This window comes from Enterococcus sp. DIV0756 (assembly GCF_051710745.1).
Lineage (GTDB): Bacteria > Bacillota > Bacilli > Lactobacillales > Enterococcaceae > Enterococcus_A.
In genome coordinates, this window is record NZ_JBIOLF010000001.1 from 786601 (window position 1) to 811769 (window position 25169).

Below are 25169 nucleotides of genomic sequence, written 5' to 3' on the forward strand. Positions count from 1 at the left end.
GGCTAAATTAACGATTGGAGCCGTTTAACTCAAAATAAAATAACTATTAAAAAAAAGAATGCGAGTTATTCGGAAAATTTCAGGAAAATTCTTTGAAATTTTCTTTCTCTGGTGGTAACATACGATAGTATTTTGAGGAGCAGCGCTAAGCAGCCACGAGCTGACGCGAGTCGCTGGGAAGAGAGGTGAACTGAATTGGATGAAAAATCTTGGGTTTTCCATATAGGTCCCGTATGGTTCGATGGTACGGTAACGTCAATGATCATTTTGACATGTTTGATCGTTTTCTTACTGGTTTTTGCATTTACCCGCAATTTATCATTGAAACCCAAAGGAAAGCAAAACGCAATTGAGTGGGTCATTGATTTTACTACGAACATTGTTGGCGACAACATGCCTCGTAAAGAAGTCAGAAATTTTAGTTTGTTCTCATTTACGTTGTTCTTATTTATTTTTGTAGCAAACCAAATTGGATTGGTCACAAAAATCGTTACTGGTGATGAAGTGACTTATTGGAAAAGTCCAACGGCTAACCCTTTTGTAACAATGGGATTGGCTTTGCTCGTATTGGTGTTAGCAAATTACCTAGGTACAGAAAAATTGGGCTTAGGCAGCTACATTAAAAATTCTTTCTTTACACCTTCAGGATTATTTCCTATTAAGTTAATGGAAGAATTTACAAATGTTATTACGTTGGGCCTACGTCTATACGGGAACATTTTTGCCGGTGAAGTATTGCTTTCATTAATCGCAAGCATGGTGACAAGTACAGGATGGTGGACATTACCATTCGCTATCCCGCTTGAAATGATTTGGATCGCATTCTCACTATTTATCGGTAGTATCCAAGCATTCGTTTTCACTACTCTATCTATGGTATATATCAGCCATAAAATCGAGGTAGAATAATAAAAAAAATTAACACACTTTTAGGAGGAAAATTATTATGAACTTTATCGGTGCAGGAATCGCAATCATGGGAGCCGCAATTGGGGCTGGCTATGGTAACGGACAAGTAATCTCAAAAGCAATTGAATCAATGGCGCGTCAACCAGAAATGTCAGGTCAAATTCGTTCAACCATGTTTATCGGTGTTGGTTTGATCGAAGCTGTGCCAATTCTAGGTGTTGTATTAGGTATGTTGATGGTTTTCCAAGGTTAATAATCGACGCTTTTTTGTTGAGACTCATCCCAAAGGTGAGCACCAGAAACGTATAACGCGGTTCTGAAATGAGAAAGAACAGAAAGGAAGACCGAGTATGCTGAATCTAGTTATTGCTGAGGCTGTCAATACAACACTCGGTAATTTAATCGTCGTTACGTTATCATTCGTGATTCTAATGGCGCTATTAAAACATTTCGCGTGGGGTGCCGTTCAAGACATTCTAAAAAAACGTGAAGATAAGATCGCCAATGATCTAGATTCTGCCGAACAATCTCGGATCAAAGCTGCTGAGTTGGAAAAAGAACGCGAAACTCAGTTAGCAAGTTCCCGTAGTGATGCGGCAGAGATCATCAAAAATGCGAAAGAAAGTGGCGAGTTAAGCCGCCAAAACATCATCAAGGATACAAAAGAAGAAGTAACTCGTCTGAAAGATCGCGCACAAGCGGAAATTAAAGATGAACGCGAAAATGCGTTGACTTCTGTTAAAGATGATGTGGCTACACTTTCTCTACAAATCGCAGAAAAAATCTTGAGCAAGGAGCTGTCGCAAGATGCTCATCAAGATTTGATTAACGACTATATGGATAAGTTAGGTAATACGAAACATGAAGCTTGATAAATACACTGTTGGTAAACGTTATGGAAAAGCTTTGTTTGAATTGGCGATCGAAAATAAAGCCGCCGATACCGTTTATCAAGAGTTGTTGACTGTTCGAGAAATCTGCAAAGAAATTCCCGATCTAGGAAATATTTTAACAGATGTCCGGTTAGAAGGTGTCGAGAAAAAAGCAATTATGGATGCTTTTACTGGTGGCTTTGACGGCATCGTTAAAAATTTTCTATTAGTAGTATTTGAGTATAATCGTAGTGACGATCTGCCATTTATGATTGATGAATTTGAACGTCGCTATGATGAACGCAATAAAATCGCACACGGGACAGTCACTACGGCTGTTCCACTCTCTGAAGAAAAGAAACATGAACTTGAAGCAAAAGTCGCTGATGTTTTTGGCTACCAGAAGGCCACGTTAACCCCGATCGTTGATGAATCAATTCTCGGTGGTGTCATTGTTGAAGCCGATCATCAAGTGATCGACGGCAGCCTCGCCAGCCAATTAAATGGTCTACGAGCAGCACTTAGTAAAAAGTAGAGAAGAAGAGGTGAAATGAATGGCCATCAAAGCAGAAGAAATCAGTGCTTTAATCAAAGAACAGATTCAAAATTATGATAATAAGTTGTCTGTGGAAGAAATTGGAACAGTCACTTACGTTGGGGATGGAATCGCCCGTGCCCACGGTTTAGAAAATGCAATGAGTGGAGAACTTTTAGAGTTTTCTAACGGCTCTTACGGAATGGCACAAAACTTAGAAAGCAATGATGTCGGTATCATCGTTCTAGGTGAATTTGAGTCCATTCGTGAAGGAGACAAAGTAAAACGTACCGGTAAGATCATGGAAGTGCCCGTTGGCGAAAACATGATCGGACGTGTTGTGAACCCACTTGGTCAACCGGTTGATGGAATGGGTCCAATTGAAACAACAAAAACACGTCCAGTCGAAGCAATGGCTCCCGGCGTTATGCAACGTAAATCAGTATCAGAACCAATGCAAACAGGCTTAAAGGCCATCGATGCCCTAGTACCAATTGGTCGTGGACAACGTGAATTAATCATTGGTGACCGTAAAACTGGTAAGACGTCCATCGCGATTGATACGATCATTAACCAAAAAGGTCAAGATATGATCTGTATCTATGTTGCTATTGGACAAAAGGAATCCACGGTTCGTTCGCAAGTAGAAACACTTCGTAAATTTGGCGCAATGGATTATACCATCGTCGTAACAGCGGGAGCTTCTCAACCTGCACCGCTATTATTTATCGCGCCTTACGCTGGAACAGCGATGGGTGAAGAATTCATGTACAACGGCAAACATGTGTTAGTTGTCTTTGATGATTTATCCAAACAAGCCGTTGCTTACCGCGAACTGTCATTACTATTACGTCGTCCGCCAGGTCGTGAAGCGTACCCAGGGGATGTCTTTTATTTGCACTCACGTCTATTAGAACGTGCAGCAAAACTTTCAGATGAATTAGGCGGCGGTTCATTGACTGCCCTGCCATTCGTAGAAACGCAAGCTGGAGATATTTCAGCCTATATTCCTACTAATGTAATCTCAATCACTGATGGACAAATTTTCTTAGAAAATGATTTGTTTTATGCGGGTATCCGTCCAGCCGTTGATGCAGGTCTATCTGTATCTCGTGTTGGTGGTTCAGCACAAATTAAAGCGATGAAAAAAGTTGCCGGGACGCTTCGTTTAGACCTTGCCAGCTATCGTGAATTAGAAGCCTTCACCCAATTCGGTTCAGATTTGGATGCTGCAACACAAGCCAAGTTGAACCGTGGACGTCGAACGGTTGAAGTATTAAAACAAAAATTACATGCGCCACTGCCTGTTGAAAAACAAGTTGTGATTCTTTATGCCTTGACTCATGGCGTACTTGATAGTATCCCAGTTAATAGTATTTTAGATTTTGAAGCGCAATTATTCGAATATCTGGAAACGAATCACTCAGATTTATTTGCAACGATTCGTGATACGAAAGAATTACCAGATACAGACAAGCTAGATGGAGCAATCCAAGAATTCAAAGATATTTTTGACGCTTCTGCAGCGAACCAAGAAAAAGCATAATCGAGGTGAGAAAAGATCATGGCATCCTTAAATGAAATCAAAACACGGATTGCATCGACGAAGAAAACAAGTCAAATCACCAACGCTATGCAAATGGTCTCAGCATCTAAATTAACGAAGTCAGAAGCTTATTCAGCGAAATTCCAGCTTTATGCTTCAAAAGTACGTGAAGTATTGACGCACTTAACAGCGAGCGAATTAACTGAGTTAGCCAATTCTGGTCGTGAATTAGGCGGCATCAATTATCACAGCATGTTACTGAATCGTCCAGTCAAAAAAACTGGTTATATCGTGATTACTTCTGATGGCGGTTTGGTAGGCGGCTACAACAGCTCGATCTTAAAACAAACCATGTCAATGCTTGAAGATGATCATGATTCTGCTGATGAGTATGTCTTGTTAGCCATTGGTGGAACCGGAGCGGACTTTTTCAAAGCTCGCGGCGTTAAATTGGCGTATGAATTACGTAATTTGTCAGATCAACCAAGCTTTGAAGAAGTACGAAAAATCGTTTCAATGACGACCAGCATGTATGAAAATCAGGTTTTCGATGAACTATATGTCTGCTATAACCACCATGTTAATTCACTATCCAGTCAGTTCCGAGTAGAAAAAATGCTGCCAATCTCTGACTTGGACCCTAGTGAAGCACAAACGTATCGTGAAGAATATTTGTTTGAGCCTTCAAAAGAAGCCATCCTGGATCAATTACTTCCGCAGTATGCTGAAAGTTTGATTTATGGTGCGATTGTTGATGCTAAGACAGCGGAACACGCAGCTGGGATGACAGCCATGAAGACAGCAACAGATAATGCAGGTGCGATCATTGATGATCTAACCATTTCATACAACCGGGCACGTCAAGCGGCGATCACCCAAGAGATTACTGAAATTGTCGGCGGGGCTTCCGCATTAGAATAATTTCAAGATTGGAGGAAAAAACATGAGTTCAGGCAAGATTGTTCAAGTTATTGGTCCCGTTGTCGACGTGGAATTTTCTTTAGATCAATCCTTACCAGACATCAACAATGCGTTGATTGTTTACAAAAAAGATAAAACAAAAGTTGTTCTTGAAGTTGCTTTGGAACTTGGTGATGGTGTTATCCGCACAATCGCTATGGAAGCTACTGATGGATTGCAACGTGGAATGGAAGTTGTCGATACGGGCAAATCAATCTCCGTTCCTGTAGGTAAAGATACTCTAGGTCGTGTGTTTAACGTATTAGGTGAAACCATTGATAAAGAAGCACCTTTTCCAGAAGATGCAGAAAGAAGCGGCATTCATAAAAAGGCGCCTGCTTTTGAAGACCTTAGTACAAGTAATGAGATTTTGGAAACAGGGATCAAAGTTATCGACTTATTAGCCCCTTATTTAAAAGGTGGGAAAGTCGGACTATTCGGTGGTGCCGGTGTTGGTAAAACCGTTTTGATCCAAGAATTAATTCATAATATTGCACAAGAACACGGTGGTATTTCAGTGTTTACCGGTGTTGGCGAACGTACTCGTGAAGGGAACGACCTTTATTATGAAATGAAAGAATCTGGCGTTATTGAGAAAACAGCCATGGTGTTCGGACAAATGAATGAGCCGCCTGGTGCACGTATGCGTGTTGCCTTGACTGGTTTGACATTAGCTGAATATTTCCGTGATGAAGAAGGCCAAGATGTGTTGCTGTTTATTGACAACATCTTCCGCTTTACTCAAGCCGGATCAGAAGTTTCTGCCTTATTAGGACGTATGCCTTCAGCCGTTGGATACCAACCAACTTTGGCAACTGAAATGGGGCAATTGCAAGAACGAATCACTTCAACGAAAAAAGGATCAATCACTTCAATCCAAGCCATTTACGTACCAGCCGATGACTATTCTGACCCGGCACCAGCGACAGCTTTTGCCCATTTAGATGCAACGACGAACTTGGAACGTAAATTAACGGAACAAGGGATCTACCCAGCCGTTGACCCATTGGCTTCATCTTCAAGTGCTTTGGCTCCTGAAATCGTTGGGGAAGAACATTATCGTGTAGCAACAGAAGTTCAACGTGTTTTACAACGTTACCGTGAATTACAAGATATTATTGCTATTTTAGGGATGGACGAATTGTCTGACCAAGAAAAAGTCATCGTATCTCGTGCTCGTCGAATTCAATTCTTCTTGTCACAAAACTTCAACGTAGCAGAGCAATTCACTGGTCAACCTGGTTCTTATGTACCAGTTGAAAAAACGGTTGAAGGCTTTAAAGAAATCCTTGAAGGAAAATACGACGATCTTCCAGAAGATGCTTTCCGTAGTGTCGGACCAATCGAAGATGTTATCGAAAAAGCGAAAACGTTAGGCTACTAGAAAGAGGTGCACGATGGAACAAGAAAAAAACAAAGTTCTGCAAGTGAACGTTGTTACTCCAGACGGCAACGTCTATGATCATAATGCCACCATCGTCGTTGCTAAAACGGTTGCTGGTGAAATTGGTATTCTACCGAACCACGCACCGATCATTGCACCTCTTGCCATTGATGAAGTTCGGGTTCGTCGAACAGACTCTGATACACACGTGGACTGGATAGCAGTCAACGGTGGCATTATGGAAGTTCGAGACAACGTGTTGACAATTATTGCGGATACGGCAGAACGCGAACGCGATATCGATGTCTCTCGTGCCGAAAGAGCAAAACAACGTGCGGAGGCGCGAATTCAAGAAGCGCGTGAAAAGCAAGATACCGACCAATTAAGTCGTGCTGAAGTTGCTTTGCACCGTGCAATGAATCGAATCAAGGTTTCGAAACATCGTTAATTCTTTTTCAGGTTGTGACAGAACAATTTCTTGAACCTGTAAAGACAAAGTTTTTAGTGCTGTAAAAGTCATTATCATGGCTTTTGCAGCATTTTTTATTTTGTTAAAAAGCAAGTAGAGAAGAGGTGGGCTAGCGAATATTTTCCTGTTTATTTTCTACGCAGTATTTAATTGTCAATGAACGGAATTAATTGGAAAAAGGCTTATTCCCGCGGTGTCGCAGGCGGTCCTTCTTTGTTTTTCTTTCTGATTCTATGAAGCCATTGGAGGAATCCGGTTCCTTCTTTCGTGTCTCGGCTTGATGAACCTTCGATTAAAGGCATTGCAGTTGGTTGCTGGTCGTTAAGCGGGTTATTGCCTGGTTGTGGAACTGCTTCTTTTTCTACAGCGATCGCTGCTTTTTCTGAAGTCTCAATCGTGGTTAATTGTTTAAAGTAGCGACCATGTGGTGTTGCTGGTAGTGCAGACGGTTTTGGAGTCGTCACTATCGCAGGTTTCTCCGGTTTCTCTGCGACTTCAAAGCAACGTACCTCTTCACAGGTTGCTTCATCAACGGGCTCTTCATCGTAACGAACGCCCTTTGTCTCATGTTCTGGGTCAAATAATAAGGTTTCTTTGTAGGTCACGACCTTGGCGGTGACCACAGAATCAAATAGTTTTACGCCGTTTTGTGTAAAAATGTCTAGGTTCGTTAATAGTTCGCAAGCTTCTTTGATCTGTGGAGCCGATAATGTAGGATCGAGTCCTTTGTATTTCCAATTGTGGGTGCCGCCATCGCTTTTTCCAAAGGTGGCAATTAAATCCTTGGTCATTGTTCGTTTCCTTTCTTTGATTTTTTCTGCGTAGGTTGGTTCATAGCTTTATCAAGGTTCGCCGGTTTCTTCTGGTCGGACAAATGACATAAGGGAGCGGGCAACAGAGAAAATCTTCTCACCGAATTTACGGGTAGGAAAGACTTTTGAACGCAGGCTTCGCCATTCCGGTGCCATAAAGTAGTCCTCGAAATAATAGAAGAGACGTTTCATGGTGCGTGTGGCCTTGGTGTGCATAAATACGTCACGGACAAGATCCTTTAGAAAATGATCAAACTCCGCCGCTCCTAATTGGCAGCGAACTTTCAAGGCTAAAATGTATTTGATGGTGACACTGCTGTTTTGTGTTTCATGGTAAAAATTGGTGATCCGTTGTTCGAGTGTTTTGGCTTTTAAGTTGAATAACTGCCGAAACGACAGTGTTTGTATGACATTCATTGATACTCATCCTTTCATTTATAGTAGAGGAGGGCGGCGAGACCGCCACTACCCCTCAAAGTGTTTGGTTAAAAAATAATTGTTTCAATCGTTTCGACGTACTTCGCGGTTTCGATTGTGTGAAAAAGTTCTGCGCCATCTTTCTGACAAAGTTTTACCTCTGTCATGCGTTGCAACAATCCTTTGATCTCCGTGTCGGTCTTTTGAGTATCAGGATCATTGAAGCTCCAGGTGTGGTTTTTCCCTAAACTGTTTTTAAAGGTTGCGACGATTTTTAGCATTTTTTCTATTCCTTTCTATGGGTTATTTAGTGTAACGTGATTGGCTGGTTAGGATCACACCGTCTAGCTGACTGCCTGCAACGGATAGTTCCTTCATGATTTCTCCTAGCTCCAACACCTTTTCTTCGCTGGGGGCATCCATCACATTCGTAAAGGTCATCTTCTTAGTTTTTTCTCCACCTGCATCGATTTCTACTTGTAGTTTATTGCCGATCGTTTGAATCATGGTTGTTTCCTCCTAAATTTTTTTGTTTCCGGCCGGTGACTAAAAGATAAGGGATTTTTCAAAAAAGTGCGAATCGCAAATTGACCAAAAGGGGGTCAATTTGACCTGTTTTCGGGCGAAAAAGGCTGTTTTTGATAAAAAAGCGGTCAAATTGGGGGTGAAATGGTTAATTTGCGATTTTACAAGAGTAAGGAAAATGAGCTATAATAAAAATTTTGAATAGAACGCTTTCTTTGATGCTTGATAACGATTGTAAGACACGTATTACCACGCCTCGGAATTAGTAATTGGAAATGGGAAAAGTGTATTATCAAAAATAGATAGATTTTCAGCGATAATTGAAGGAAAAACAGACAAAGAATTTTTAAAAGATCTTTTCAAGAAAGTAAAATAGTCACTTTTAGTAAAGGAACACAAAAAAATAAACATTAAGTTTTTTAAAAGTTTCTGTACAGTTCTTTGAGTATTCAAAGTATTCTTCTTTATCTGAATCTATGATATAATCCAACTGTTGATTTTTTTGAAAGGAACGAAGTTATGCAAGTATATGGAATCGATGCAATTGTTAGAATCATCTCGCATTTTTCCTTTATCTATCTAGCTTTCTGGTCTTTGAGATCTTTACGAATAGAGAATCTGTTCAAAGCGTTCAAAGAAACGCAAGTACGTCTTGTGATTTTGATGCTAGCGATCGCTATTGGTTATGCTTGTAGTACATTTTTCTTAGAAATCATTCTTTTATGTAAAAATATTTTTTTGACATTTAATTAAGGTACATAATACGAGATAATCGATTAGCATTTTTTGGAGGGAATACAATGGAAGAGATCATCGTTCGTGGTGGTAAACAATTAGAAGGAACAGTACATATCGAAGGTGCAAAAAATGCTGTGCTGCCAATTTTAGCTGCGACATTATTGGCTGAAGAAGGAACATCGACATTGAGCAATGTTCCAATCTTATCTGATGTCTTTACCATGAATCAAGTGATTCGTTATTTAAATACAGACGTTGAGTTTAATGAAGAAACGAAAGAAATTACAGTGGATGCAACCCGTCAATTAAACGTGGAAGCTCCTTATGAATATGTCAGCAAAATGCGCGCATCAATTGTAGTAATGGGTCCATTATTGGCTCGTAACGGGCACGCAAAAGTAGCAATGCCTGGTGGCTGTGCAATTGGTAAACGTCCGATTGATTTGCATTTAAAAGGATTCCAAGCGTTGGGTGCGAAAATCATTCAAAAAAATGGCTATATTGAAGCAATAGCTGATGAATTAGTTGGCGATACAATCTATTTGGATTTTCCAAGTGTTGGTGCAACGCAAAATATCATGATGGCTGCCGTTAAAGCAAAAGGTACAACGGTGATTGAAAACGTGGCTCGTGAACCTGAAATTGTTGATTTAGCTAATTTCTTAAACAAAATGGGTGCTCATATCCATGGGGCAGGTACTGAAACAATGCGTATCGAAGGTGTGGATCACCTACACGCAGTGTCTCATCCAATTGTTCAAGATCGTATTGAAGCTGGAACTTTCATGGTTGCTGCTGCGATGACGGAAGGCAATGTGTTGATTGATGGGGCAATCCCTGAACATAATCGTCCTTTGATCTCTAAATTAATCGAAATGGGCGTTAAGATTACTGAAGAAAATGATGGCTTACGCGTTATTGGTCCAAAGACGTTGAAAGCAACGGATATCAAAACGATGCCTCATCCTGGTTTCCCAACAGATATGCAAGCGCAGATGACAGCTATTCAGTTAGTTGCAGAGGGTGTCAGTACAACTACGGAAACTGTTTTTGAAAATCGTTTCCAACATTTAGAAGAAATGCGCAGAATGAATGCTCAAGTTAAAATCGACAACAATGTTGCGTTAATTAAAGGCGCATCAGAGTTGCAAGGTGCAGAAGTATATGCGACAGATTTGCGTGCAGCTGCAGCATTAGTATTAGCTGGCTTACGTGCAAATGGGGTTACTCGTGTGCGCAACTTAAAATATTTAGATCGTGGCTACTACCAATTCCACAAAAAATTGCAGCAATTAGGTGCAGATGTGGAACGCGTAGATACGGAAAGCAAAAAAACAGCAGATGCAGCAACTGTCTTAGCTTAAAGATAGTGGTTCCTCACGTATGAATAAGGATTTCAGTTCCTCTTTTTGCAGGACTTTAGCTGAGCTAGTAAAAGACCAATTGTAAGTTATCAACGGTTAATGAAGGATAGAGGAATGACATACGGCATGAAAATCAGACTAATTTTTCTGCAAGAAAAATTAATCCATACGTATGAATAAGGAGTGAATCTATGAGTTCTGGAGAACATATCTTACGCAGCTTGATTCGAATTGTCGCGATTTTGCTTGCTGGTGTCTTATTATTCATTGTAGGCAGCATGATCGGCTATGGTGCAATGGGTGGCGGAAATCCATTTAAGGTACTGTTGCCTGGTGTTTGGCGGCATATTTTAGAATTTGTTCATTAGCAAATCAGTTTTATGATTATTGATAAAGGATTGCATCAGACTCTGGTGCGGTCTTTTTTTACGTCCTGTGTACCATGATCAATGTTTCAGGATGTCACTAAGGAAATTTATACATATTAAAAGTTTATTGGCTGCTGGCTGTGTTTCTTGCTTTATTTTCTAGGTTCAGTAGAATGGTAACAGACTGACAGGATTAAAAGCTACTGTTTTGAGGTGTAGAAATGAATTTTATAAGTAAAGGTTTAATTGGTCTGGTTCGCGTCTATCAACGCTTTATTTCGCCGTTAAAGCAACCTTCATGTCGCTACTATCCAACATGCTCAAGTTACATGATTAAGGCTGTTCAAGTGCATGGAGCGCTTAAGGGGTTTTTAATGGGGAGTGCTCGGATTTTACGGTGTCATCCATTTGCGAAGGCTGGCTTTGACTATGTGCCGCTTAAATTTTCTCTGCGCAAAAATCTTTTAGATCAAGAAGAACCCGATTATAAAAAGGATCGACAAAAAGATACAGAGTAAATAAGCAAACGATAAAGTGATTCAATTGGAAGTAAAAGTTGTAGGCAGAATATCTGGATTATTTTTATGTATTGAGATTTCTCCTACATGATAGTTATTGTATTGCAAAGCAAAAATTTTTCTGATCATTACTCATATCAGCTATAAGGTGAGTATCAAAATAACATAATCAAGAAATATTGCAGCTCCAGCTAACTGTAGAGGGGCGTATTCAAGAAAGGAATTTTCGATAAATATAGTTATTTTAAAGAAATTCTGTTAACTGTTCATCTGTTAATGGAATTTCTTTTTTGTTATTTCATAAGTGTGAAACACCTTTGTAAGCGCTATAAATTGTTTGAGTATTGCTGAATTATTAAAATATTCAGAAAATTTAATTGACAGTGAGAGATTTTTCCTATATATTCTTTATTATCTTAACGAATTATCATTATTTTATCAGGGGGTAACAGGATGAAAAAAAGAACAGTAGCTGTAATGGCAGCAGGATTGTTTTTGCTAGGTGCATGTGGATCACCTAAGGCAAATGATGGCGGTAGCAGCGAAGATGCTAAGACAATCAAAATCGGTGGAAACTTTGAACTGTCTGGAGCAGTAGCAGCTTACGGCGAAGCGGAAAACGAAGGTGTCAAGTTAGCAGTCGAAGAAATCAACAAAGATGGCGGAATTGACGGCAAGAAGATCGAGTACGTTTCAAAAGACAATAAGTCTGATAATAATGAGGCAGCTTCTGTTGCGGCAAACTTAACGACGAAAGATGAAGTAGTAGCAATTATTGGACCAGCGACTTCTGGTGCGACAAAAGCAACCTTACCTAATCTAACAAAAGCTAAGGTACCAGCAGTGACACCATCTGGAACTGACGATGCGATCACTGTGCAAAAAGGAAAAGTACAAGATTATATTTTCCGTTCTTGTTTCCAAGATAGTTTCCAAGGAATCGTTTTGGCTAAGTATGCAGATGAAAACTTGAAGGCCGATAAAGCTGTCATTTTAGGGGATAACTCAAGTGATTATGCGAATGGCTTAAAGAAAGCCTTTAAAGAAACTTATAAGGGCGACATTGTGGCAGAGGAAAACTTTACCGCAGGAGATAAAGACTTCCAAGCAATGTTAACGAAAATCAAAGACAAAGATTTCAATGTCATTTACATTCCAGGATATTATACAGAAGCTGGCTTGATCATTAAACAAGCGCGTGAAATGGGAATTGAGCAGCCAATCATTGGGGCAGACGGTTTTGGAGATGAAAAACTTGTTGAGACTGCTGGAGCAAGCAATGTCAAGAATGTTTACTACACTGGCCACTTCTCAACCAAAGCACCAGCAACAGACAAGGTTGAGCCGTTCGTGAAAGCTTTCGAGAAGAAATATAGCAAACAGCCATCTTCATTCAACGCATTAGCTTATGATTCTGTTTATATGATTAAACAAGCAATTGAGGATGAAGGAAAAGCAACACCGGAAGCAATCAACAAAGGCTTAGCGAATTTGAAAGATTTCGAAGGTGTTACAGGAAAGATCACAATGGACAAAGAACATAATCCAGTAAAATCAGCGGTTGTTCTTGGTCTAACAGATGGAAAAGAAACTTCTGCTGAAACCGTAAATCCTTAATTACTCGGAAAAAGCAGGCAAGGGGGTGTGCCAAGGGTATTTGGCACACTCCCTTTTAAGAATTAGAGCTATGAATCGTCCAAACTATTTTTGAAAAGTGATGTGATAAAGATGGAAGTATTTATTCAGCAAATCGTCAATGGGCTTTTTCTGGGTAGTGTTTATGCACTGATGGCATTAGGCTATACCATGGTTTATGGAATTATCAAATTGATCAACTTTGCCCATGGAGAGATTTATATGATCGGCTCGTTTATTGGCTATTTTCTGATCAATCAATTTAATATGGGTTTTTTCCCGGCTTTAGTTTTATCAATGGCAGGAAGCGCAATTTTAGGGGTAGTCATTGAATTCTTAGCCTATCGGCCATTAAGAAATTCAACACGAATTGCGGCATTGATTACAGCGATCGGTGTTTCGTATCTATTACAGAACACAATGATTTATTTTTTCAGTTCAACGACAAGACCGTTTCCACAGGTAATTAAAATGCAGGTTTTCAATATTGGTTTCTTACGGGTTACAAATATTCAATTATTGATTTTAGGCTTATCGCTATTCTTGATGATTACGTTGAACTTGATCGTTCAAAAAACCAAAATGGGGAAAGCCATGCGTGCAGTGAGTGTTGATACGGATGCGGCACAATTGATGGGGATTGATGTAAATCGAACCATCTCATTTACCTTTGCTTTGGGCTCCGCCTTAGCTGCAGCAGGCGGAATGATGATCGGTCTGTATTACAACTCGATTGATCCGATGATGGGCTACATCCCTGGTCTTAAATCCTTTATCGCCGCAGTTTTAGGCGGAATCGGGATTATTCCAGGAGCGGCTATCGGCGGTTTTGTCATTGGTCTGATCGAAACAATCACGACAGCATTAGGTTTTTCTGATTTTAAAGATGCGGTGGTTTATGCTGTATTGATCTTAATTTTATTAGTTCGTCCAGCCGGTATTTTAGGCAAACATGTGAAAGAGAAAGTGTAGGTGAGTCAAATGAAAAAGAATTTGAAATATAATTTAATTTGGCTAGCCTTGATCGTAATTGGGTATGCAGTATTGTACATTGCTTATTCAGCTGGGATGGTCAATCTATTCTTAGACAATATTTTAGTACAAATTGGAATCAACGTAATCTTAGCAGTAGGCTTGAATTTGATCATCGGATTTTCCGGTCAGTTTTCATTAGGACATGCTGGGTTTATGGCGATCGGCGCTTATGCGGCCGCCCTTATTTCGATGAATACCCCAACGTATGGTGGTTTTTTCTTAGGGATGGCAGTCGGTGTTCTTATAGCAGGAATCGTCGCTGTAGGAGTGGGTATTCCAACTCTGCGTTTAAGCGGTGACTATTTAGCCATTGCTACGCTGGGTGTGGCAGAGATCATTCGTATCCTCTTAATCAACTTTAAAGAGATTACCAACGGGCCTTCTGGTTTGTTTGGGATCGAGCCTTTTGTCGACTGGCAAATGGTTTATGGGTTTATGGCGATTACCACCCTGTTTATTGTTAACTATATTCGTTCAGGCGCTGGCCGTGCGACAATGGCGATTCGTGAAGATGAGATCGCCGCAGAAGCGATGGGCGTTAATACAACGAAATATAAAGTTATGGCCTTTACCTTTGGTGCCATGACTGCCAGTATTGCTGGTTCACTATATGCAGGCTATTTACAGTCAATCGCTCCGAAAGACTTTGCTTTTACTAAATCAGTCGATATTTTGATTCTGGTCGTACTGGGCGGAATCGGTAGTGTGACGGGAACCTTTATCGCGGCGATTCTATTAGGGATCATCAATATGTATCTTCAGGATTTCGGAACATTGCGGATGATCATTTACGCATTGGCATTGATCATCTTAATGATCTTTAAGCCAGGTGGATTACTAGGCACAAAAGAGCTATCTGTGAAGAAAATTTTAACTAAGTTTAAAAAAGGAGATGACCAAAATGCCTCTGTTGGAAATTAAAGATTTAACCAAAAACTTTGGCGGTTTGGCGGCGGTCTCCAATGTCAATATCGCATTAGAAGAGAATCAATTAGTAGGTCTGATTGGTCCAAATGGTGCAGGAAAAACGACTTTATTTAATCTGATCACTGGCGTTTATGACCCAAGTGAAGGGGATGTGCTATTGGAGGTTGATGGGAAGAGCCATCGCTTGAATGGTCAAAAACCCTATGCAATCGCCGATTTAGGTCTAAGTCGGACTTTTCAAAATATTCGCTTGTTTAAAGATCTGTCTGTTTTGGATAATGTCTTGATTGCTATGAACAGTAAAAATAAAGAAGGTTTTTTCTCAAGTGTCTTAAGATTGCCCTCTTTCTATAATAAGGAAGAAAAATTAAAAGAAGAAGCGCTGAAATTATTAACGATTTTTGATTTGCAGGATAAAGCAGAGAATCTAGCTCGCAACTTGCCCTATGGAGAACAGCGTCGCTTAGAAATTGTCCGAGCGCTTGCAACGAAACCGAAGATTCTTTTCTTGGATGAGCCGGCAGCAGGGATGAATCCGCAAGAGACTGCGGCCCTGACTTTGCTGATTCGCAAGATCCAAAAGGAATTTCAAATTACAATTCTATTGATCGAACATGATATGAGTTTGGTTATGGATGTTTGTGAACGAATCTATGTGTTAGAATACGGTCGTATTTTGGCTGAAGGCGTGCCAGAAGAAATCAAAAATAATCCAGAAGTGATCAAAGCCTATCTTGGAGGTGAGCTATAATGCTGAAAATTGAAAATCTTTCGGTGCATTACGGCATGATCCAAGCAGTGCGTGATGTTAGCTTTGAAGTCAATCAAGGAGAGATTGTTTCGTTGATCGGGGCAAATGGTGCAGGAAAAACGACGATTTTACGTACGATTTCTGGACTAAACCAACCTTCGAAGGGAACAATTACGTTTGAAGGGACACCGATTCAAAAGAAGGCGCCAAGAAAGATCGTGGCACAAGGCATCTCTCAAGTACCTGAAGGTAGACACGTTTTTCCTGGTCTGACTGTTTTAGAAAATTTAGAGATGGGCGCTTATTTACGAAAAGACGGCGAAATTCAAAAGGACTATGAACACGTCTATGAGAAATTTCCGATTTTGAAAGAACGATTGAATCAAGACGCTTCCACGCTATCTGGAGGGGAACAGCAAATGTTAGCGATGGGGCGTGCTCTAATGTCTAAACCACGTCTACTGCTGTTGGATGAGCCTTCAATGGGACTAGCACCTATTTTCATTCAAGAAATTTTTAATATCATTCAAGAGATTCAAAAACAAGGAACGACCGTTTTATTGATTGAACAAAATGCTAAGATGGCTCTGTCAATCGCTGATCGTGGCTATGTATTAGAGACCGGAAAAGTGGTCTTATCAGGAACGGGGCAAGAATTGCTAGAAAGTGAAGAAGTGAAGAAAGCTTATCTAGGAGGGTAAAACATGAGTGTAAAAGATTTTATGACAGAAGACTTAGTAACGGTCACATCGAAAACCAAAATTTTTGATGCCGTTGATTTGATGAAAAAATATGATATTCACCGCTTGCCAGTTATTGATAACGATAAATTGGTCGGATTGATCACCGAAGGAACGATCCAAGAAGCGTTACCTTCGAAAGCAACTAGCCTGAGCGTTCATGAGGTGAATTATTTATTAAATAAAACAGTTGTCGCGGATGTAATGATCAAGGATGTTAAAACCGTTGCTCCAGATGCGGAATTAGAAGACGGTATCTATCTGATGCGTCAAAATAAAATCAACGTATTACCAGTGTTGGAGAATGAAAAGCTGGTCGGGATCATCACCAATAATGATATTTTTGATGCTTTCTTAAAATTGACTGGCTATTATGAAGGCGGGACACGCGTTCAGTTGAAAATCCTAGAAGATAAAAAAGGGGTTTTAGCCAGAGTAACGAAAATTTTAGCAGATAATGACTTTAGTATTCTCACTATTATTGTCGATCATCAGACAAGCGCAACGATCGTTGAAATTCAATTAGCCAGCAAGGAAACAGAAAAGATCAAACAACTTCTGACCGATAATGGGTACGAAGTATTGCGGGCAGCGATCACTCAACCATAATTTTAGGACAGCTGAGAGATCAGTTGTCCTTTTCTTTTGTTGTATGATAAACTATTCAAGACGGAGGGAAAGTTATGTCTAAAAAGAACAAAGATATCCAAGTTCAAGTTAAAGAAGAAGAACGTTTGATTAATGGGGAAAAACAAACCGTTACTCAACTAGTGATTGGGAAAAAAACGATTGGCGAAGTCGTTCCTGAAAACAAAAATTTTCAAGCCTATAATGATGGGCATCTATTGGGCAATTTCAAGACATTAGATGATGGAATTGAAGCCCTAATTCGCAACTGGAATTTACATGAATAATTTTTGAAAAAAATACTTGCATTTTTTTTGAAGATTAGGTATTATAACTGAGTCGGGTTTTTAAATAATAAAAAACCTAGCTGGAGGAGTAGCGAAGTGGCTAAACGCGACGGACTGTAAATCCGTTCCTTAGGGTTCAGTGGTTCGAATCCACTCTCCTCCACCATTGGGGTATAGCCAAGCGGTAAGGCAAGGGACTTTGACTCCCTCATGCGTTGGTTCGAATCCAGCTACCCCAGTAGTCAAGTGAGTTGCACATGCAACTCACTTTTTTTGCGTTTTTATATAACAAAAAAAGTAAAAGAATCGATGGTGTACATCGGTTCTTTTACTCATCAATGTTCCATCGTCTTTCGTCGAACCTTTTGAATACCCAAAAAGCACGCAAGGCAGAATAAGAAGACTAAAAACAGTACAAAGGACAATGTAGCATAAGGAAATAGCGAAGAAGTGGAGACGGATAAAAACGGTTCAATGATTATTTGACGAATAGCACTAGGAACGTGCTGCTGCATTTCTGCCAATGCCCGAGAGATTTCTGGAAGATTGCTATGTTCAGGCAGAACACTGGTATAGGCCCCAAACGCCTTATTGCCAATCGCAAGGTAGCCTATCGCAATATTTCCCAAGCCCAACCCACCGACAACTAAATTCCCTAAAGTAAGTAGCCCGATTGCTAGATTGCCCAATGCAATTCCACCGAAAGCAATGTTGCCAGCGGCGAGTAATCCGAAGGTTAAGAAACCTGCTGAAAAAAAGCCCAGAGACAATAGTCCTATTGAAACAATCCCTTTAGAAAAAATTCCCAATGAAAGAACTCCTGACGAGAAAAAGCCAACACTGACAATCCCATGTGCAGTTGGAATTAACTGTTTTTTATGCTGTAATGTGCTGATAGCGAACTGGCGATTATGCCACAACATTTCTGAAAGGTTTGGAATGACGATATGCAGTAAAGGCAGCGAAAATAAAAGCGTTGACGAACGATATTCAAAATAGAGCTCTGGTTCCCGTTCATTTAGTAAATTGTCTAATGAAAGATCTAATAATTGCGCGATGCGTTTTAACGTATCGATATCTGGGTACCCAGCCCCGCGCTCCCATTTGGAAACCGTTCGATCTGATACATATAAAATATTGGCTAATTGTTTTTGGGTAAGTTCATTTCGTTGCCGATAGTTTCTCAATTGTTTCCCTAAAAAATTTCCCATTTAACTTCCTCTTTCTGATTGATAATTTAAGCATAGCGGATTATCGGAAAAAAAGGTACAAAATCTGATGAAAAAGTGATTCTACTCTGCGTAGAGTCTTGCTAAATCAACATTTCTAGATCAACGTGTTCAATCAGCAAAGAGTTCTCACTTGATGCTAATTAGGATATACGCTACCATTTACAGTAGTAAGGAATTAAGTAGTCATTGACTATTTTTCGAATCTGAAAGGAGTCTGTAACGATGAATAAAGTTGAAGAAGTGAAAGAAATGCTAACAGATACAGTGACAAAAATTTATAGTACGATTAAGGATAGTTCATTTGAAGTAACGAAAGAAAAAGGACAAATCCCTCAAGTCCGTAATGTTCGCCCGACCCGTCACACGATTAAATGGAAAGCAAAAAATCATTGATCATTAAAAGAAGCGCTCAGAGCAATCTGGGCGCTTCTTTTAATGGTCTATTTCAATGCCTAAAATAGTCAGGTGTCCATTACCGACTAATTTGATTACGAGTTTTGAAAGACTGTCGGCACTCATATCTGTCTTACTTGTAATCCACCAATGCAGGGTTCCCACGAAAATGGACGTCATGTACTCGATGATAAAGTCTAGGGGAACTTCAATATCATTTTCGGTAATTTTTAAACGTTTAAAAACATGGGAATATTTTTCATCAAGAATCTCTGCGACTTTCTTTCGCAGTATTTCATTTCCTGAAGCGTCCATGATCGTTAAAAAGAATTTCCGATTTGCTTGAATTTGTTCATAGATGTTTTTTAGAACCATTTCGATTTTTCGAACCTTCAAACGATTGCCTTGAACGATTTGATCGGGATCAAGTACGGCTGTAAATGCATCAATTGCTTGTTTGAAGATTTGATCATAGAGATCTTGCTTATCTTTAAAGTGTGCATAAAAGGTAGCGCGATTGATCATTGCTTCATCTGCAATTTCCTGAATCGTGATATTGTCGTAGCCTTTTGCTTCTACTAAACGAATAAATGCTTCCATAATCATTTTGTTGGTTCGCTTAACCCGTAGGTCAATTTTTTTTGCCATAATAAAATCCTTTCATTTTTACAACAAATCATTTAAGACTGTTGCTTATCGCACGGATGAACAGGTTTTGCGTATTGCATAACGTTCAAAATGTTTTTAGAATATACGTGAGTAGTATAACAAACACTTTGTAAGTTAATCAACATGTGTTGTTAAAAATGGAAGGTAGGAATAAATATGACATTACGAGCGGGGATTGATGTTGGCTCTACAACCGTCAAGTTGGTCATTTTAAATGAACAAAACGAAAGTCTTTTTGCAAAATACGAACGACACTTTTCAGATGTGAAAAATGCCACAGAACGTGTATTACGAGAAGCCGAAGCAGTGATTGGCAACCAAGAGATGACGATGAGCATTACAGGATCAGGCGGAATGGGATTAGCGGATGTTCTAGAGATCCCTTTTGTTCAAGAAGTCATCGCCTGTACACGTACTGTTGAAGAAATTATTCCGGAAACAGACGTAGCCATTGAATTAGGCGGTGAAGACGCTAAGATTACGTTTTTTGAAGGGGCACTGGAACAACGTATGAACGGGAGTTGTGCGGGTGGTACGGGAGCTTTTATCGACCAGATGGCTGTTTTATTAAAGACCGATGCGAATGGAGTCAATGAACTAGCTAAAAATTATAAAACGATCTATCCGATCGCTTCACGTTGTGGTGTATTCGCTAAAACCGATGTGCAGCCGCTTATTAATGAGGGGGCCGCAAAGGAAGACATCGCTGCGAGTATTTTTCAAGCAGTCGTTAATCAAACAATCGCTGGTTTAGCTGCTGGTCGTAAAATAAAAGGGAACATCGCTTTTCTAGGTGGACCGCTATTCTTTATGTCTGAATTGCGTCAACGATTTATCGAAACGTTGGACATCGCACCGGAAAATGTCATCTTTCCAGAAAATCCGCAGTTATTTGTGGCCATGGGGGCGGCTTTTTACTCTGAAGAAGCAGAAGAGACGTCGCTTAAAGAGTTGTTGCATCGTCTAACGACAGCTGACGAAGGCCATCTATCACCTTCGGATACACTAGAGCCATTATTTGAAGGTGAAGCAGATTTAGCAGATTTTCGGATGCGTCATGGTCAAGCTCAGGCACAAGAAAAAAGCTTGTCTGATCACGAAGGGGTGGCCTTTTTAGGAATCGATGCGGGATCGACAACCACAAAAGTTGCTTTGATCGATGATAGCGGGAATTTAATGTATTCATTTTATGGAAATAATCAAGGGCAACCACTTGAAACAACCATGACAGTACTGAAGGATCTATATAAAAAACTGCCTGAAAATGTCTTCATCGGCAAGGCAGCAGTCACTGGATATGGCGAACAATTGATCAAGAATGCGTTGAAAATTGATATTGGTGAAGTGGAAACTATGGCCCATTATAAGGCAGCTAATCACTTCCAACCAGGGGTTGACTTCATCTTGGATATTGGCGGACAGGATATGAAGGCCATGACGATCAAGGATGGCGCATTATCTTCTATTCAATTGAATGAAGCTTGTTCATCAGGTTGTGGTTCGTTTATCGAAACATTTGCCAAATCATTGAATTACAATGTTGAGGATTTTGCGAAAGCAGCATTGAAATCAAAAGCTCCGGTTGATTTAGGATCACGTTGTACCGTATTTATGAATTCTAAAGTAAAACAAGTTCAAAAAGAAGGCGCCTCAGTTGGGGATATTTCTGCGGGCTTGTCTTACTCTGTCATTAAAAATGCGATTTATAAAGTTATTAAGGTTCGTCGTCCAGAAGAGCTTGGCGAAAAAATCGTTTGTCAAGGTGGAACCTTCTACAATGAAGCCGTTTTGCGTGCCTTTGAAATGGTCACTGGGCGTGAGGTTGTTCGTCCATCGATCGCTGGCTTAATGGGAGCCTTCGGGGCAGCCTTGATTGCTTTAGAGAATTATGAAGCGGGTGAACAAACGGAGACACTGTCTTTAGCAGAAATTGATACTTTTACTGCTGAAAAAGAATTTACCCACTGTGGCTTGTGTGAAAATAATTGTATGATGACAGTTACGTTGTTCTCAGATGGACGGCAATTTATCACCGGAAATCGTTGCGAACGCGGTGCACGGATCAAGATTAAGCGGGAAGATAAGAAAGTCAATCTAATCGATTATAAATATCGTCGTTTGTTCAAATATCGTCCACTACGTAAAAAGGAAGCGGTTCGTGGTGAAATTGGTATCCCACGCGTTTTGAATATGTACGAAAATTATCCGTTATGGCATACCTTCTTCAGTGATCTAGGCTTTCGGGTGAAATTATCTCCACGTTCAAACAAAGAATTATATGAACAAGGAATGGAAACAATTCCAAGTGATACGGCTTGCTATCCGGCAAAAATTGCTCACGGACATATCCAAGCTTTGATCGATAGCGGCGTACCGATGATTTTCTATCCAGGCGTGGTATTTGAACGAGAAGAGTCAAAAGAAGCGGATAATCATTTTAACTGTCCGATCGTCCAGAGCTATCCCGATGTCATTCGGAACAATGTCGATGATATTCGTGAAGGGAAAGTGGATTATCGCAATCCTTATTTGAACTTAGGCAATGAAGCATCAGTCGCTAAAGTTTTGGGTCGCTGTTTCCAAGATTTGGGGATTACTCAAACGGAAATTGATCAAGCATTGCATCATGCTTATAAAGAATTAGAGATCTTTAAAGAAGACATTCGTCAAAAAGGGGAAGAAACGCTCCTGATGCTCAATCAAAAAGGGGAACGTGGCGTGGTTCTTTCTGGACGTCCGTATCATTTGGACCCTGAGATCAATCATGGGATCGCTGAGGTGATCACCCAAGAAGGCTTCCATGTGTTAACGGAAGATAGTGTGTCCCATTTGAGTGATGTTGGCAACCTCCGGGTCGTTAATCAGTGGGTCTATCATTCTCGTTTATACGCGGCGGCTCGTGTTGTAGCAAAATCGAAAAATCTAGAGCTGGTACAATTGAATTCATTTGGTTGTGGGCTTGACGCAGTAACCACGGACCAAGTCGAAGAAATCATGGATCAGTATGGCAAGATTTATACCGTTTTGAAAATTGATGAAGGCTCGAATCTGGGAGCCATCAGAATTCGTTTACGTTCATTAAAAGCAGCAGTCAGTGAACGAGATAAATCGAATTTCGAACCAACGAAACGCTTCGAAGAGCCAGAAAAAATCGTCTTCACGAAAGAAATGCGTAAGAAACATACACTATTATTGCCAATGCTTAGTCCAATCCATCAATCAGGACTGTTTGACATTGCGTTGGAGGCTTCGGGCTATAACGTCGTTTGCTTGCCAGCGATGGATCGTGAAGCCATCAATGTCGGGTTGAAGTTCGTTAACAATGATTCCTGTTACCCAGCGATCATTTCAATCGGTCAATTAGTCGAAGCGCTGCAAAGTGGTGAATACGATGTAAACAATACGAGTGTGATGATGAGCCAAACCGGTGGTGGGTGTCGTGCGACGAACTACATCCCATTATTGCGAAAAGCATTAAATGATGCCGGCTTCCCACAAGTTCCAGTTGTCTCTGTTTCTCTTGGGAATAAAGGGGTAGAAAGCAATCCCGGTTTCAAATTTACACTGCCAATGTTAAAACGGATCGTTGTGGCGATTTTATATGGTGATTTATTTGAACGTGTGGTTTATCGGACACGTCCATATGAACTGGAAAAAGGACAGATCGATGCGCTGCATGAGGAATGGCTGAAAAAAGTCGAAGGAAATGTTCGAAACGGCTCATTGACGCAGTTCAATCGCAACATGAAAAAAATCATCAAGGATTTTGATACAGTTCCAATCTCTAGTGAGGTTAAACCAAAAGTTGGTGTTGTGGGCGAAATCCTAGTGAAATATTCACCAACAGCGAATAATGACATCGTCCGATTGTTAGAAGCAGAAGGTGCTGAGGCAGTTGTTCCAGACTTAATTGGGTTTATGAACTATTCACTCTATAATCAAATTTGGAAATACGACAATATGGGAATGCCGAAGAAGAATAAAAATCTGGCAGAAATGGCAATCAAATTGATTGAAGTCGTAGAAAAACCGATGGACAAAGCTTTACGTGCTTCGGAACGTTTCACCGGAATTCATTCGATCTATCAATTGGCGGAAGACGCCAGCAAGATTCTTTCCATTGGTAATCATACTGGTGAAGGCTGGTTCTTAACGGGCGAGATGATTGATCTGTTGAAAACAGGGGTAAACAATATTGTTTGTATGCAACCGTTTGGCTGCCTACCGAACCATGTTGTTGGAAAAGGCGTCATTAAAGAATTACGCCATCAATATCCAAAATCAAATATTGCCGCGATCGATTACGATCCAGGGGTTTCAATCGTCAACCAATTAAATCGGATTCGTTTGATGATGGCAACGGCCAACAAACAATTAAAAGAGGAAGTCAAAAGTTGATTCTGAGAGTAGACCAATTGATTTTGGTCTACTCTTTTTACGAGTTTTTCTTCTTATTTTGATATGGTTAGAACAATCGTATGAGTAAGAAAATAGACTCATCTTTTGTCTTAGGAAAAATGAGTCCAATTCAGGGGATACGCGACCAAACGTTAATTCTGTTGATAAGAACAGATTGAAATAAGATTCCGAATACTTAATAATGGTCGTCCATTCTATCGGAAATTTTAGATACTACTTTAAATTGGTTCATAAAAAAGAGTAATCAGACGTAAGATCAAAAGGATTATTGTTGTGCATTAGGTATATACCAGTTATAATAAGGATAGAAAATTCGAACGGGGTGAAGGAACGTGGCGAATCAAGTGCCAGTTTATATTCAAATACACGATCAGTTAAAGCATGAAATTGAAAACGGTGTATGGAAGGTTGGGGCGCGTCTGCCTTCTGAACGGGAGTTATCGTTAAGATTTGGCGTAAGTCGAATGACTCTTCGTCAAGCGATCCAAACACTTTCTGATGAAGGAATATTGGAACGGAAAATTGGTTCAGGAACCTATGTAGCGAGTCAAAAAGTTCAAGAAAAAATGACTGGGACAACGAGCTTTACTGATATTATGGAGTCTCAAGGGAAAACGCCTTCTAGCAAAACAATTTCTTTCTTTCATTCACGAGCAAGCTCCAGTGAAGCAGAAAAATTAGGTTTAGAAAAGGGCGAACAAGTGCTGCGAATGGAACGGATTCGTTATGCAGATAGTTTGCCGATTTGTTTTGAAGTCGCAAGTATTCCTGCTAAGTTAATCGAGGGCTTCACCAAAGAAGAGATTACGGAATCCTTCTATCATAGTTTACAAGAAAAAGGATTTGAAATCGGTCGTGCCAATCAGACAGTCTCAGCGACGTTAGCTTCAGAGCAAATCGCTGAATATTTGGCAGTAAAACGCGGCGATGCAATCTTACGCTTACGCCAAGTTTCCTATTTAGCTGATGGACAGCCCTTCGAGTATGTCCGTACGCAGTATGTTGGCAGTCGTTTTGAATTTTATTTAGAAAAATAA

General features: G+C 40.2%; 28 protein-coding genes and 2 tRNA genes. 24 read left to right on the forward strand and 6 right to left on the reverse strand.

The features are described from left to right. The first annotated feature begins 195 nt into the window (after positions 1-195). The 8 genes from atpB (at position 196) to IGI44_RS03780 (ending at position 6654) form a co-directional block, all read left to right on the forward strand. Positions 196-909, forward strand: coding sequence for a F0F1 ATP synthase subunit A (atpB, locus tag IGI44_RS03745; RefSeq protein ID WP_438786492.1), 714 nt, complete (start codon positions 196-198; stop codon positions 907-909). A 37-nt stretch (positions 910-946) separates the two neighbouring features. After that, positions 947-1162 (forward strand): ATP synthase F0 subunit C, encoded by a 216-nt coding sequence (gene atpE / locus IGI44_RS03750; protein ID WP_010746753.1) that lies wholly within the window; start codon positions 947-949, stop codon positions 1160-1162. 97 nt (positions 1163-1259) lie between these two features. Then, positions 1260-1781 carry a F0F1 ATP synthase subunit B gene (gene atpF, locus IGI44_RS03755; RefSeq protein ID WP_438786493.1) on the forward strand — a complete coding sequence of 174 codons (522 nt, stop codon included), beginning with the start codon at positions 1260-1262 and terminating at the stop codon, positions 1779-1781. Next, positions 1771-2316, forward strand: coding sequence for an ATP synthase F1 subunit delta (gene atpH / locus IGI44_RS03760; RefSeq protein ID WP_438786494.1), 546 nt, complete (start codon positions 1771-1773; stop codon positions 2314-2316). The genes atpF and atpH overlap by 11 nt, the downstream gene beginning before the upstream one ends. 19 nt (positions 2317-2335) lie before the next feature. Further along, entirely contained in the window at positions 2336-3862 is a 1527-nt protein-coding gene (atpA, locus tag IGI44_RS03765) for a F0F1 ATP synthase subunit alpha (protein WP_438786495.1), read from the forward strand. A 15-nt stretch (positions 3863-3877) separates the two neighbouring features. Then, positions 3878-4783, forward strand: a complete 906-nt coding sequence (locus IGI44_RS03770; protein WP_438788909.1) for a F0F1 ATP synthase subunit gamma — start codon at positions 3878-3880, stop codon at positions 4781-4783. A 22-nt stretch (positions 4784-4805) separates the two neighbouring features. After that, entirely contained in the window at positions 4806-6206 is a 1401-nt protein-coding gene (gene atpD, locus IGI44_RS03775; protein WP_438786496.1) for a F0F1 ATP synthase subunit beta, read from the forward strand. Between the two features lie 13 nt (positions 6207-6219). Continuing rightward, a complete protein-coding gene (locus tag IGI44_RS03780) occupies positions 6220-6654 on the forward strand; it encodes a F0F1 ATP synthase subunit epsilon (RefSeq protein ID WP_010746747.1) in 435 nt (144 codons plus the stop codon). A 203-nt stretch (positions 6655-6857) separates the two neighbouring features. Here the strand turns inward: IGI44_RS03780 and IGI44_RS03785 are convergent, their stop codons facing one another. From IGI44_RS03785 to IGI44_RS03800, 4 genes are all read right to left on the reverse strand, one after another. Further along, positions 6858-7466: a hypothetical protein gene (locus tag IGI44_RS03785; RefSeq protein ID WP_438786497.1), complete on the reverse strand. Its 609-nt coding sequence runs from the start codon at positions 7464-7466 to the stop codon at positions 6858-6860. Positions 7467-7517: 51 nt separating this feature from the next. Then, positions 7518-7904, reverse strand: a complete 387-nt coding sequence (locus IGI44_RS03790) for a hypothetical protein (RefSeq protein WP_438786498.1) — start codon at positions 7902-7904, stop codon at positions 7518-7520. Positions 7905-7972: 68 nt separating this feature from the next. Then, a complete protein-coding gene (locus IGI44_RS03795) occupies positions 7973-8185 on the reverse strand; it encodes a DUF2922 family protein (RefSeq protein WP_438786499.1) in 213 nt (70 codons plus the stop codon). A gap of 22 nt (positions 8186-8207) precedes the next feature. Next, the gene (locus IGI44_RS03800; protein WP_438786500.1) at positions 8208-8411 is read right to left on the reverse strand and encodes a hypothetical protein; all 204 of its coding nucleotides are present in this window, start codon (positions 8409-8411) and stop codon (positions 8208-8210) included. 537 nt (positions 8412-8948) lie between these two features. On the opposite strand from IGI44_RS03800, the gene IGI44_RS03805 reads away from it, so the two are divergent. The 13 genes from IGI44_RS03805 (at position 8949) to IGI44_RS03865 (ending at position 17658) form a co-directional block, all read left to right on the forward strand. After that, a complete protein-coding gene (locus IGI44_RS03805; protein ID WP_438786501.1) occupies positions 8949-9182 on the forward strand; it encodes a DUF1146 family protein in 234 nt (77 codons plus the stop codon). Positions 9183-9229: 47 nt separating this feature from the next. Further along, positions 9230-10531 carry a UDP-N-acetylglucosamine 1-carboxyvinyltransferase gene (murA, locus tag IGI44_RS03810; protein ID WP_438786502.1) on the forward strand — a complete coding sequence of 434 codons (1302 nt, stop codon included), beginning with the start codon at positions 9230-9232 and terminating at the stop codon, positions 10529-10531. 191 nt (positions 10532-10722) lie between these two features. Continuing rightward, positions 10723-10899 carry a DNA-directed RNA polymerase subunit beta gene (locus tag IGI44_RS03815; RefSeq protein WP_438786503.1) on the forward strand — a complete coding sequence of 59 codons (177 nt, stop codon included), beginning with the start codon at positions 10723-10725 and terminating at the stop codon, positions 10897-10899. Between the two features lie 230 nt (positions 10900-11129). Further along, positions 11130-11417, forward strand: a complete 288-nt coding sequence (gene yidD, locus IGI44_RS03820; protein ID WP_438788911.1) for a membrane protein insertion efficiency factor YidD — start codon at positions 11130-11132, stop codon at positions 11415-11417. 453 nt (positions 11418-11870) lie between these two features. Continuing rightward, complete coding sequence (locus tag IGI44_RS03825; RefSeq protein ID WP_438786504.1) at positions 11871-13034, forward strand: ABC transporter substrate-binding protein; 1164 nt, start codon at positions 11871-11873, stop codon at positions 13032-13034. Positions 13035-13145: 111 nt separating this feature from the next. Beyond that, positions 13146-14024, forward strand: a complete 879-nt coding sequence (locus tag IGI44_RS03830) for a branched-chain amino acid ABC transporter permease (protein ID WP_216410655.1) — start codon at positions 13146-13148, stop codon at positions 14022-14024. 9 nt (positions 14025-14033) lie between these two features. Beyond that, the gene (locus IGI44_RS03835) at positions 14034-15008 is read left to right on the forward strand and encodes a branched-chain amino acid ABC transporter permease (RefSeq protein ID WP_216410656.1); all 975 of its coding nucleotides are present in this window, start codon (positions 14034-14036) and stop codon (positions 15006-15008) included. Then, complete coding sequence (locus IGI44_RS03840) at positions 14989-15765, forward strand: ABC transporter ATP-binding protein (protein WP_438786505.1); 777 nt, start codon at positions 14989-14991, stop codon at positions 15763-15765. The genes IGI44_RS03835 and IGI44_RS03840 overlap by 20 nt, the downstream gene beginning before the upstream one ends. Then, positions 15765-16466 (forward strand): ABC transporter ATP-binding protein, encoded by a 702-nt coding sequence (locus IGI44_RS03845; RefSeq protein WP_216410658.1) that lies wholly within the window; start codon positions 15765-15767, stop codon positions 16464-16466. Before IGI44_RS03840 ends, IGI44_RS03845 begins: the two co-directional genes overlap by 1 nt. 3 nt (positions 16467-16469) lie before the next feature. After that, entirely contained in the window at positions 16470-17114 is a 645-nt protein-coding gene (locus tag IGI44_RS03850; RefSeq protein ID WP_216410659.1) for a CBS and ACT domain-containing protein, read from the forward strand. 74 nt (positions 17115-17188) lie between these two features. Next, on the forward strand, positions 17189-17419 hold the full coding sequence (locus IGI44_RS03855) for a DUF2969 domain-containing protein (protein WP_216410660.1): 231 nt from the start codon (positions 17189-17191) through the stop codon (positions 17417-17419). Positions 17420-17501: 82 nt separating this feature from the next. Then, positions 17502-17585 (forward strand) — tRNA-Tyr (locus tag IGI44_RS03860). A 1-nt stretch (position 17586) separates the two neighbouring features. Beyond that, positions 17587-17658, forward strand: a tRNA-Gln gene (locus IGI44_RS03865). 96 nt (positions 17659-17754) lie between these two features. On the opposite strand, the gene IGI44_RS03870 is transcribed toward IGI44_RS03865, so the two are convergent. Then, positions 17755-18630 carry a helix-turn-helix domain-containing protein gene (locus IGI44_RS03870; protein WP_438786506.1) on the reverse strand — a complete coding sequence of 292 codons (876 nt, stop codon included), beginning with the start codon at positions 18628-18630 and terminating at the stop codon, positions 17755-17757. Between the two features lie 243 nt (positions 18631-18873). Between IGI44_RS03870 and IGI44_RS03875 the strand changes: the two genes are divergently transcribed. Then, entirely contained in the window at positions 18874-19044 is a 171-nt protein-coding gene (locus IGI44_RS03875) for a hypothetical protein (protein WP_438786507.1), read from the forward strand. A gap of 39 nt (positions 19045-19083) precedes the next feature. Here the strand turns inward: IGI44_RS03875 and IGI44_RS03880 are convergent, their stop codons facing one another. Then, positions 19084-19692 carry a TetR/AcrR family transcriptional regulator gene (locus IGI44_RS03880; RefSeq protein WP_438786508.1) on the reverse strand — a complete coding sequence of 203 codons (609 nt, stop codon included), beginning with the start codon at positions 19690-19692 and terminating at the stop codon, positions 19084-19086. A gap of 177 nt (positions 19693-19869) precedes the next feature. Between IGI44_RS03880 and IGI44_RS03885 the strand changes: the two genes are divergently transcribed. Beyond that, positions 19870-24111 carry an acyl-CoA dehydratase activase-related protein gene (locus tag IGI44_RS03885; RefSeq protein ID WP_438786509.1) on the forward strand — a complete coding sequence of 1414 codons (4242 nt, stop codon included), beginning with the start codon at positions 19870-19872 and terminating at the stop codon, positions 24109-24111. A gap of 353 nt (positions 24112-24464) precedes the next feature. Further along, positions 24465-25169 (forward strand): GntR family transcriptional regulator, encoded by a 705-nt coding sequence (locus IGI44_RS03890; protein ID WP_438786510.1) that lies wholly within the window; start codon positions 24465-24467, stop codon positions 25167-25169.

Bases quoted from the DNA above. Each gene is read 5' to 3' on its own strand.
- atpE (WP_010746753.1), top strand. From the start codon at position 947: ATGAACTTTATCGGTGCAGGAATCGCAATCATGGGAGCCGCAATTGGG.
- atpF (WP_438786493.1), top strand. From the start codon at position 1,260: ATGCTGAATCTAGTTATTGCTGAGGCTGTCAATACAACACTCGGTAAT.
- atpH (WP_438786494.1), top strand. From the start codon at position 1,771: ATGAAGCTTGATAAATACACTGTTGGTAAACGTTATGGAAAAGCTTTG.
- atpA (WP_438786495.1), top strand. From the start codon at position 2,336: ATGGCCATCAAAGCAGAAGAAATCAGTGCTTTAATCAAAGAACAGATT.
- atpD (WP_438786496.1), top strand. From the start codon at position 4,806: ATGAGTTCAGGCAAGATTGTTCAAGTTATTGGTCCCGTTGTCGACGTG.
- IGI44_RS03780 (WP_010746747.1), top strand. From the start codon at position 6,220: ATGGAACAAGAAAAAAACAAAGTTCTGCAAGTGAACGTTGTTACTCCA.
- IGI44_RS03785 (WP_438786497.1), bottom strand. From the start codon at position 7,466: ATGACCAAGGATTTAATTGCCACCTTTGGAAAAAGCGATGGCGGCACC.
- IGI44_RS03790 (WP_438786498.1), bottom strand. From the start codon at position 7,904: ATGAATGTCATACAAACACTGTCGTTTCGGCAGTTATTCAACTTAAAA.
- IGI44_RS03795 (WP_438786499.1), bottom strand. From the start codon at position 8,185: ATGCTAAAAATCGTCGCAACCTTTAAAAACAGTTTAGGGAAAAACCAC.
- IGI44_RS03800 (WP_438786500.1), bottom strand. From the start codon at position 8,411: ATGATTCAAACGATCGGCAATAAACTACAAGTAGAAATCGATGCAGGT.
- IGI44_RS03805 (WP_438786501.1), top strand. From the start codon at position 8,949: ATGCAAGTATATGGAATCGATGCAATTGTTAGAATCATCTCGCATTTT.
- murA (WP_438786502.1), top strand. From the start codon at position 9,230: ATGGAAGAGATCATCGTTCGTGGTGGTAAACAATTAGAAGGAACAGTA.
- IGI44_RS03815 (WP_438786503.1), top strand. From the start codon at position 10,723: ATGAGTTCTGGAGAACATATCTTACGCAGCTTGATTCGAATTGTCGCG.
- IGI44_RS03825 (WP_438786504.1), top strand. From the start codon at position 11,871: ATGAAAAAAAGAACAGTAGCTGTAATGGCAGCAGGATTGTTTTTGCTA.
- IGI44_RS03830 (WP_216410655.1), top strand. From the start codon at position 13,146: ATGGAAGTATTTATTCAGCAAATCGTCAATGGGCTTTTTCTGGGTAGT.
- IGI44_RS03835 (WP_216410656.1), top strand. From the start codon at position 14,034: ATGAAAAAGAATTTGAAATATAATTTAATTTGGCTAGCCTTGATCGTA.
- IGI44_RS03840 (WP_438786505.1), top strand. From the start codon at position 14,989: ATGCCTCTGTTGGAAATTAAAGATTTAACCAAAAACTTTGGCGGTTTG.
- IGI44_RS03845 (WP_216410658.1), top strand. From the start codon at position 15,765: ATGCTGAAAATTGAAAATCTTTCGGTGCATTACGGCATGATCCAAGCA.
- IGI44_RS03850 (WP_216410659.1), top strand. From the start codon at position 16,470: ATGAGTGTAAAAGATTTTATGACAGAAGACTTAGTAACGGTCACATCG.
- IGI44_RS03855 (WP_216410660.1), top strand. From the start codon at position 17,189: ATGTCTAAAAAGAACAAAGATATCCAAGTTCAAGTTAAAGAAGAAGAA.
- IGI44_RS03870 (WP_438786506.1), bottom strand. From the start codon at position 18,630: ATGGGAAATTTTTTAGGGAAACAATTGAGAAACTATCGGCAACGAAAT.
- IGI44_RS03875 (WP_438786507.1), top strand. From the start codon at position 18,874: ATGAATAAAGTTGAAGAAGTGAAAGAAATGCTAACAGATACAGTGACA.
- IGI44_RS03880 (WP_438786508.1), bottom strand. From the start codon at position 19,692: ATGGCAAAAAAAATTGACCTACGGGTTAAGCGAACCAACAAAATGATT.
- IGI44_RS03885 (WP_438786509.1), top strand. From the start codon at position 19,870: ATGACATTACGAGCGGGGATTGATGTTGGCTCTACAACCGTCAAGTTG.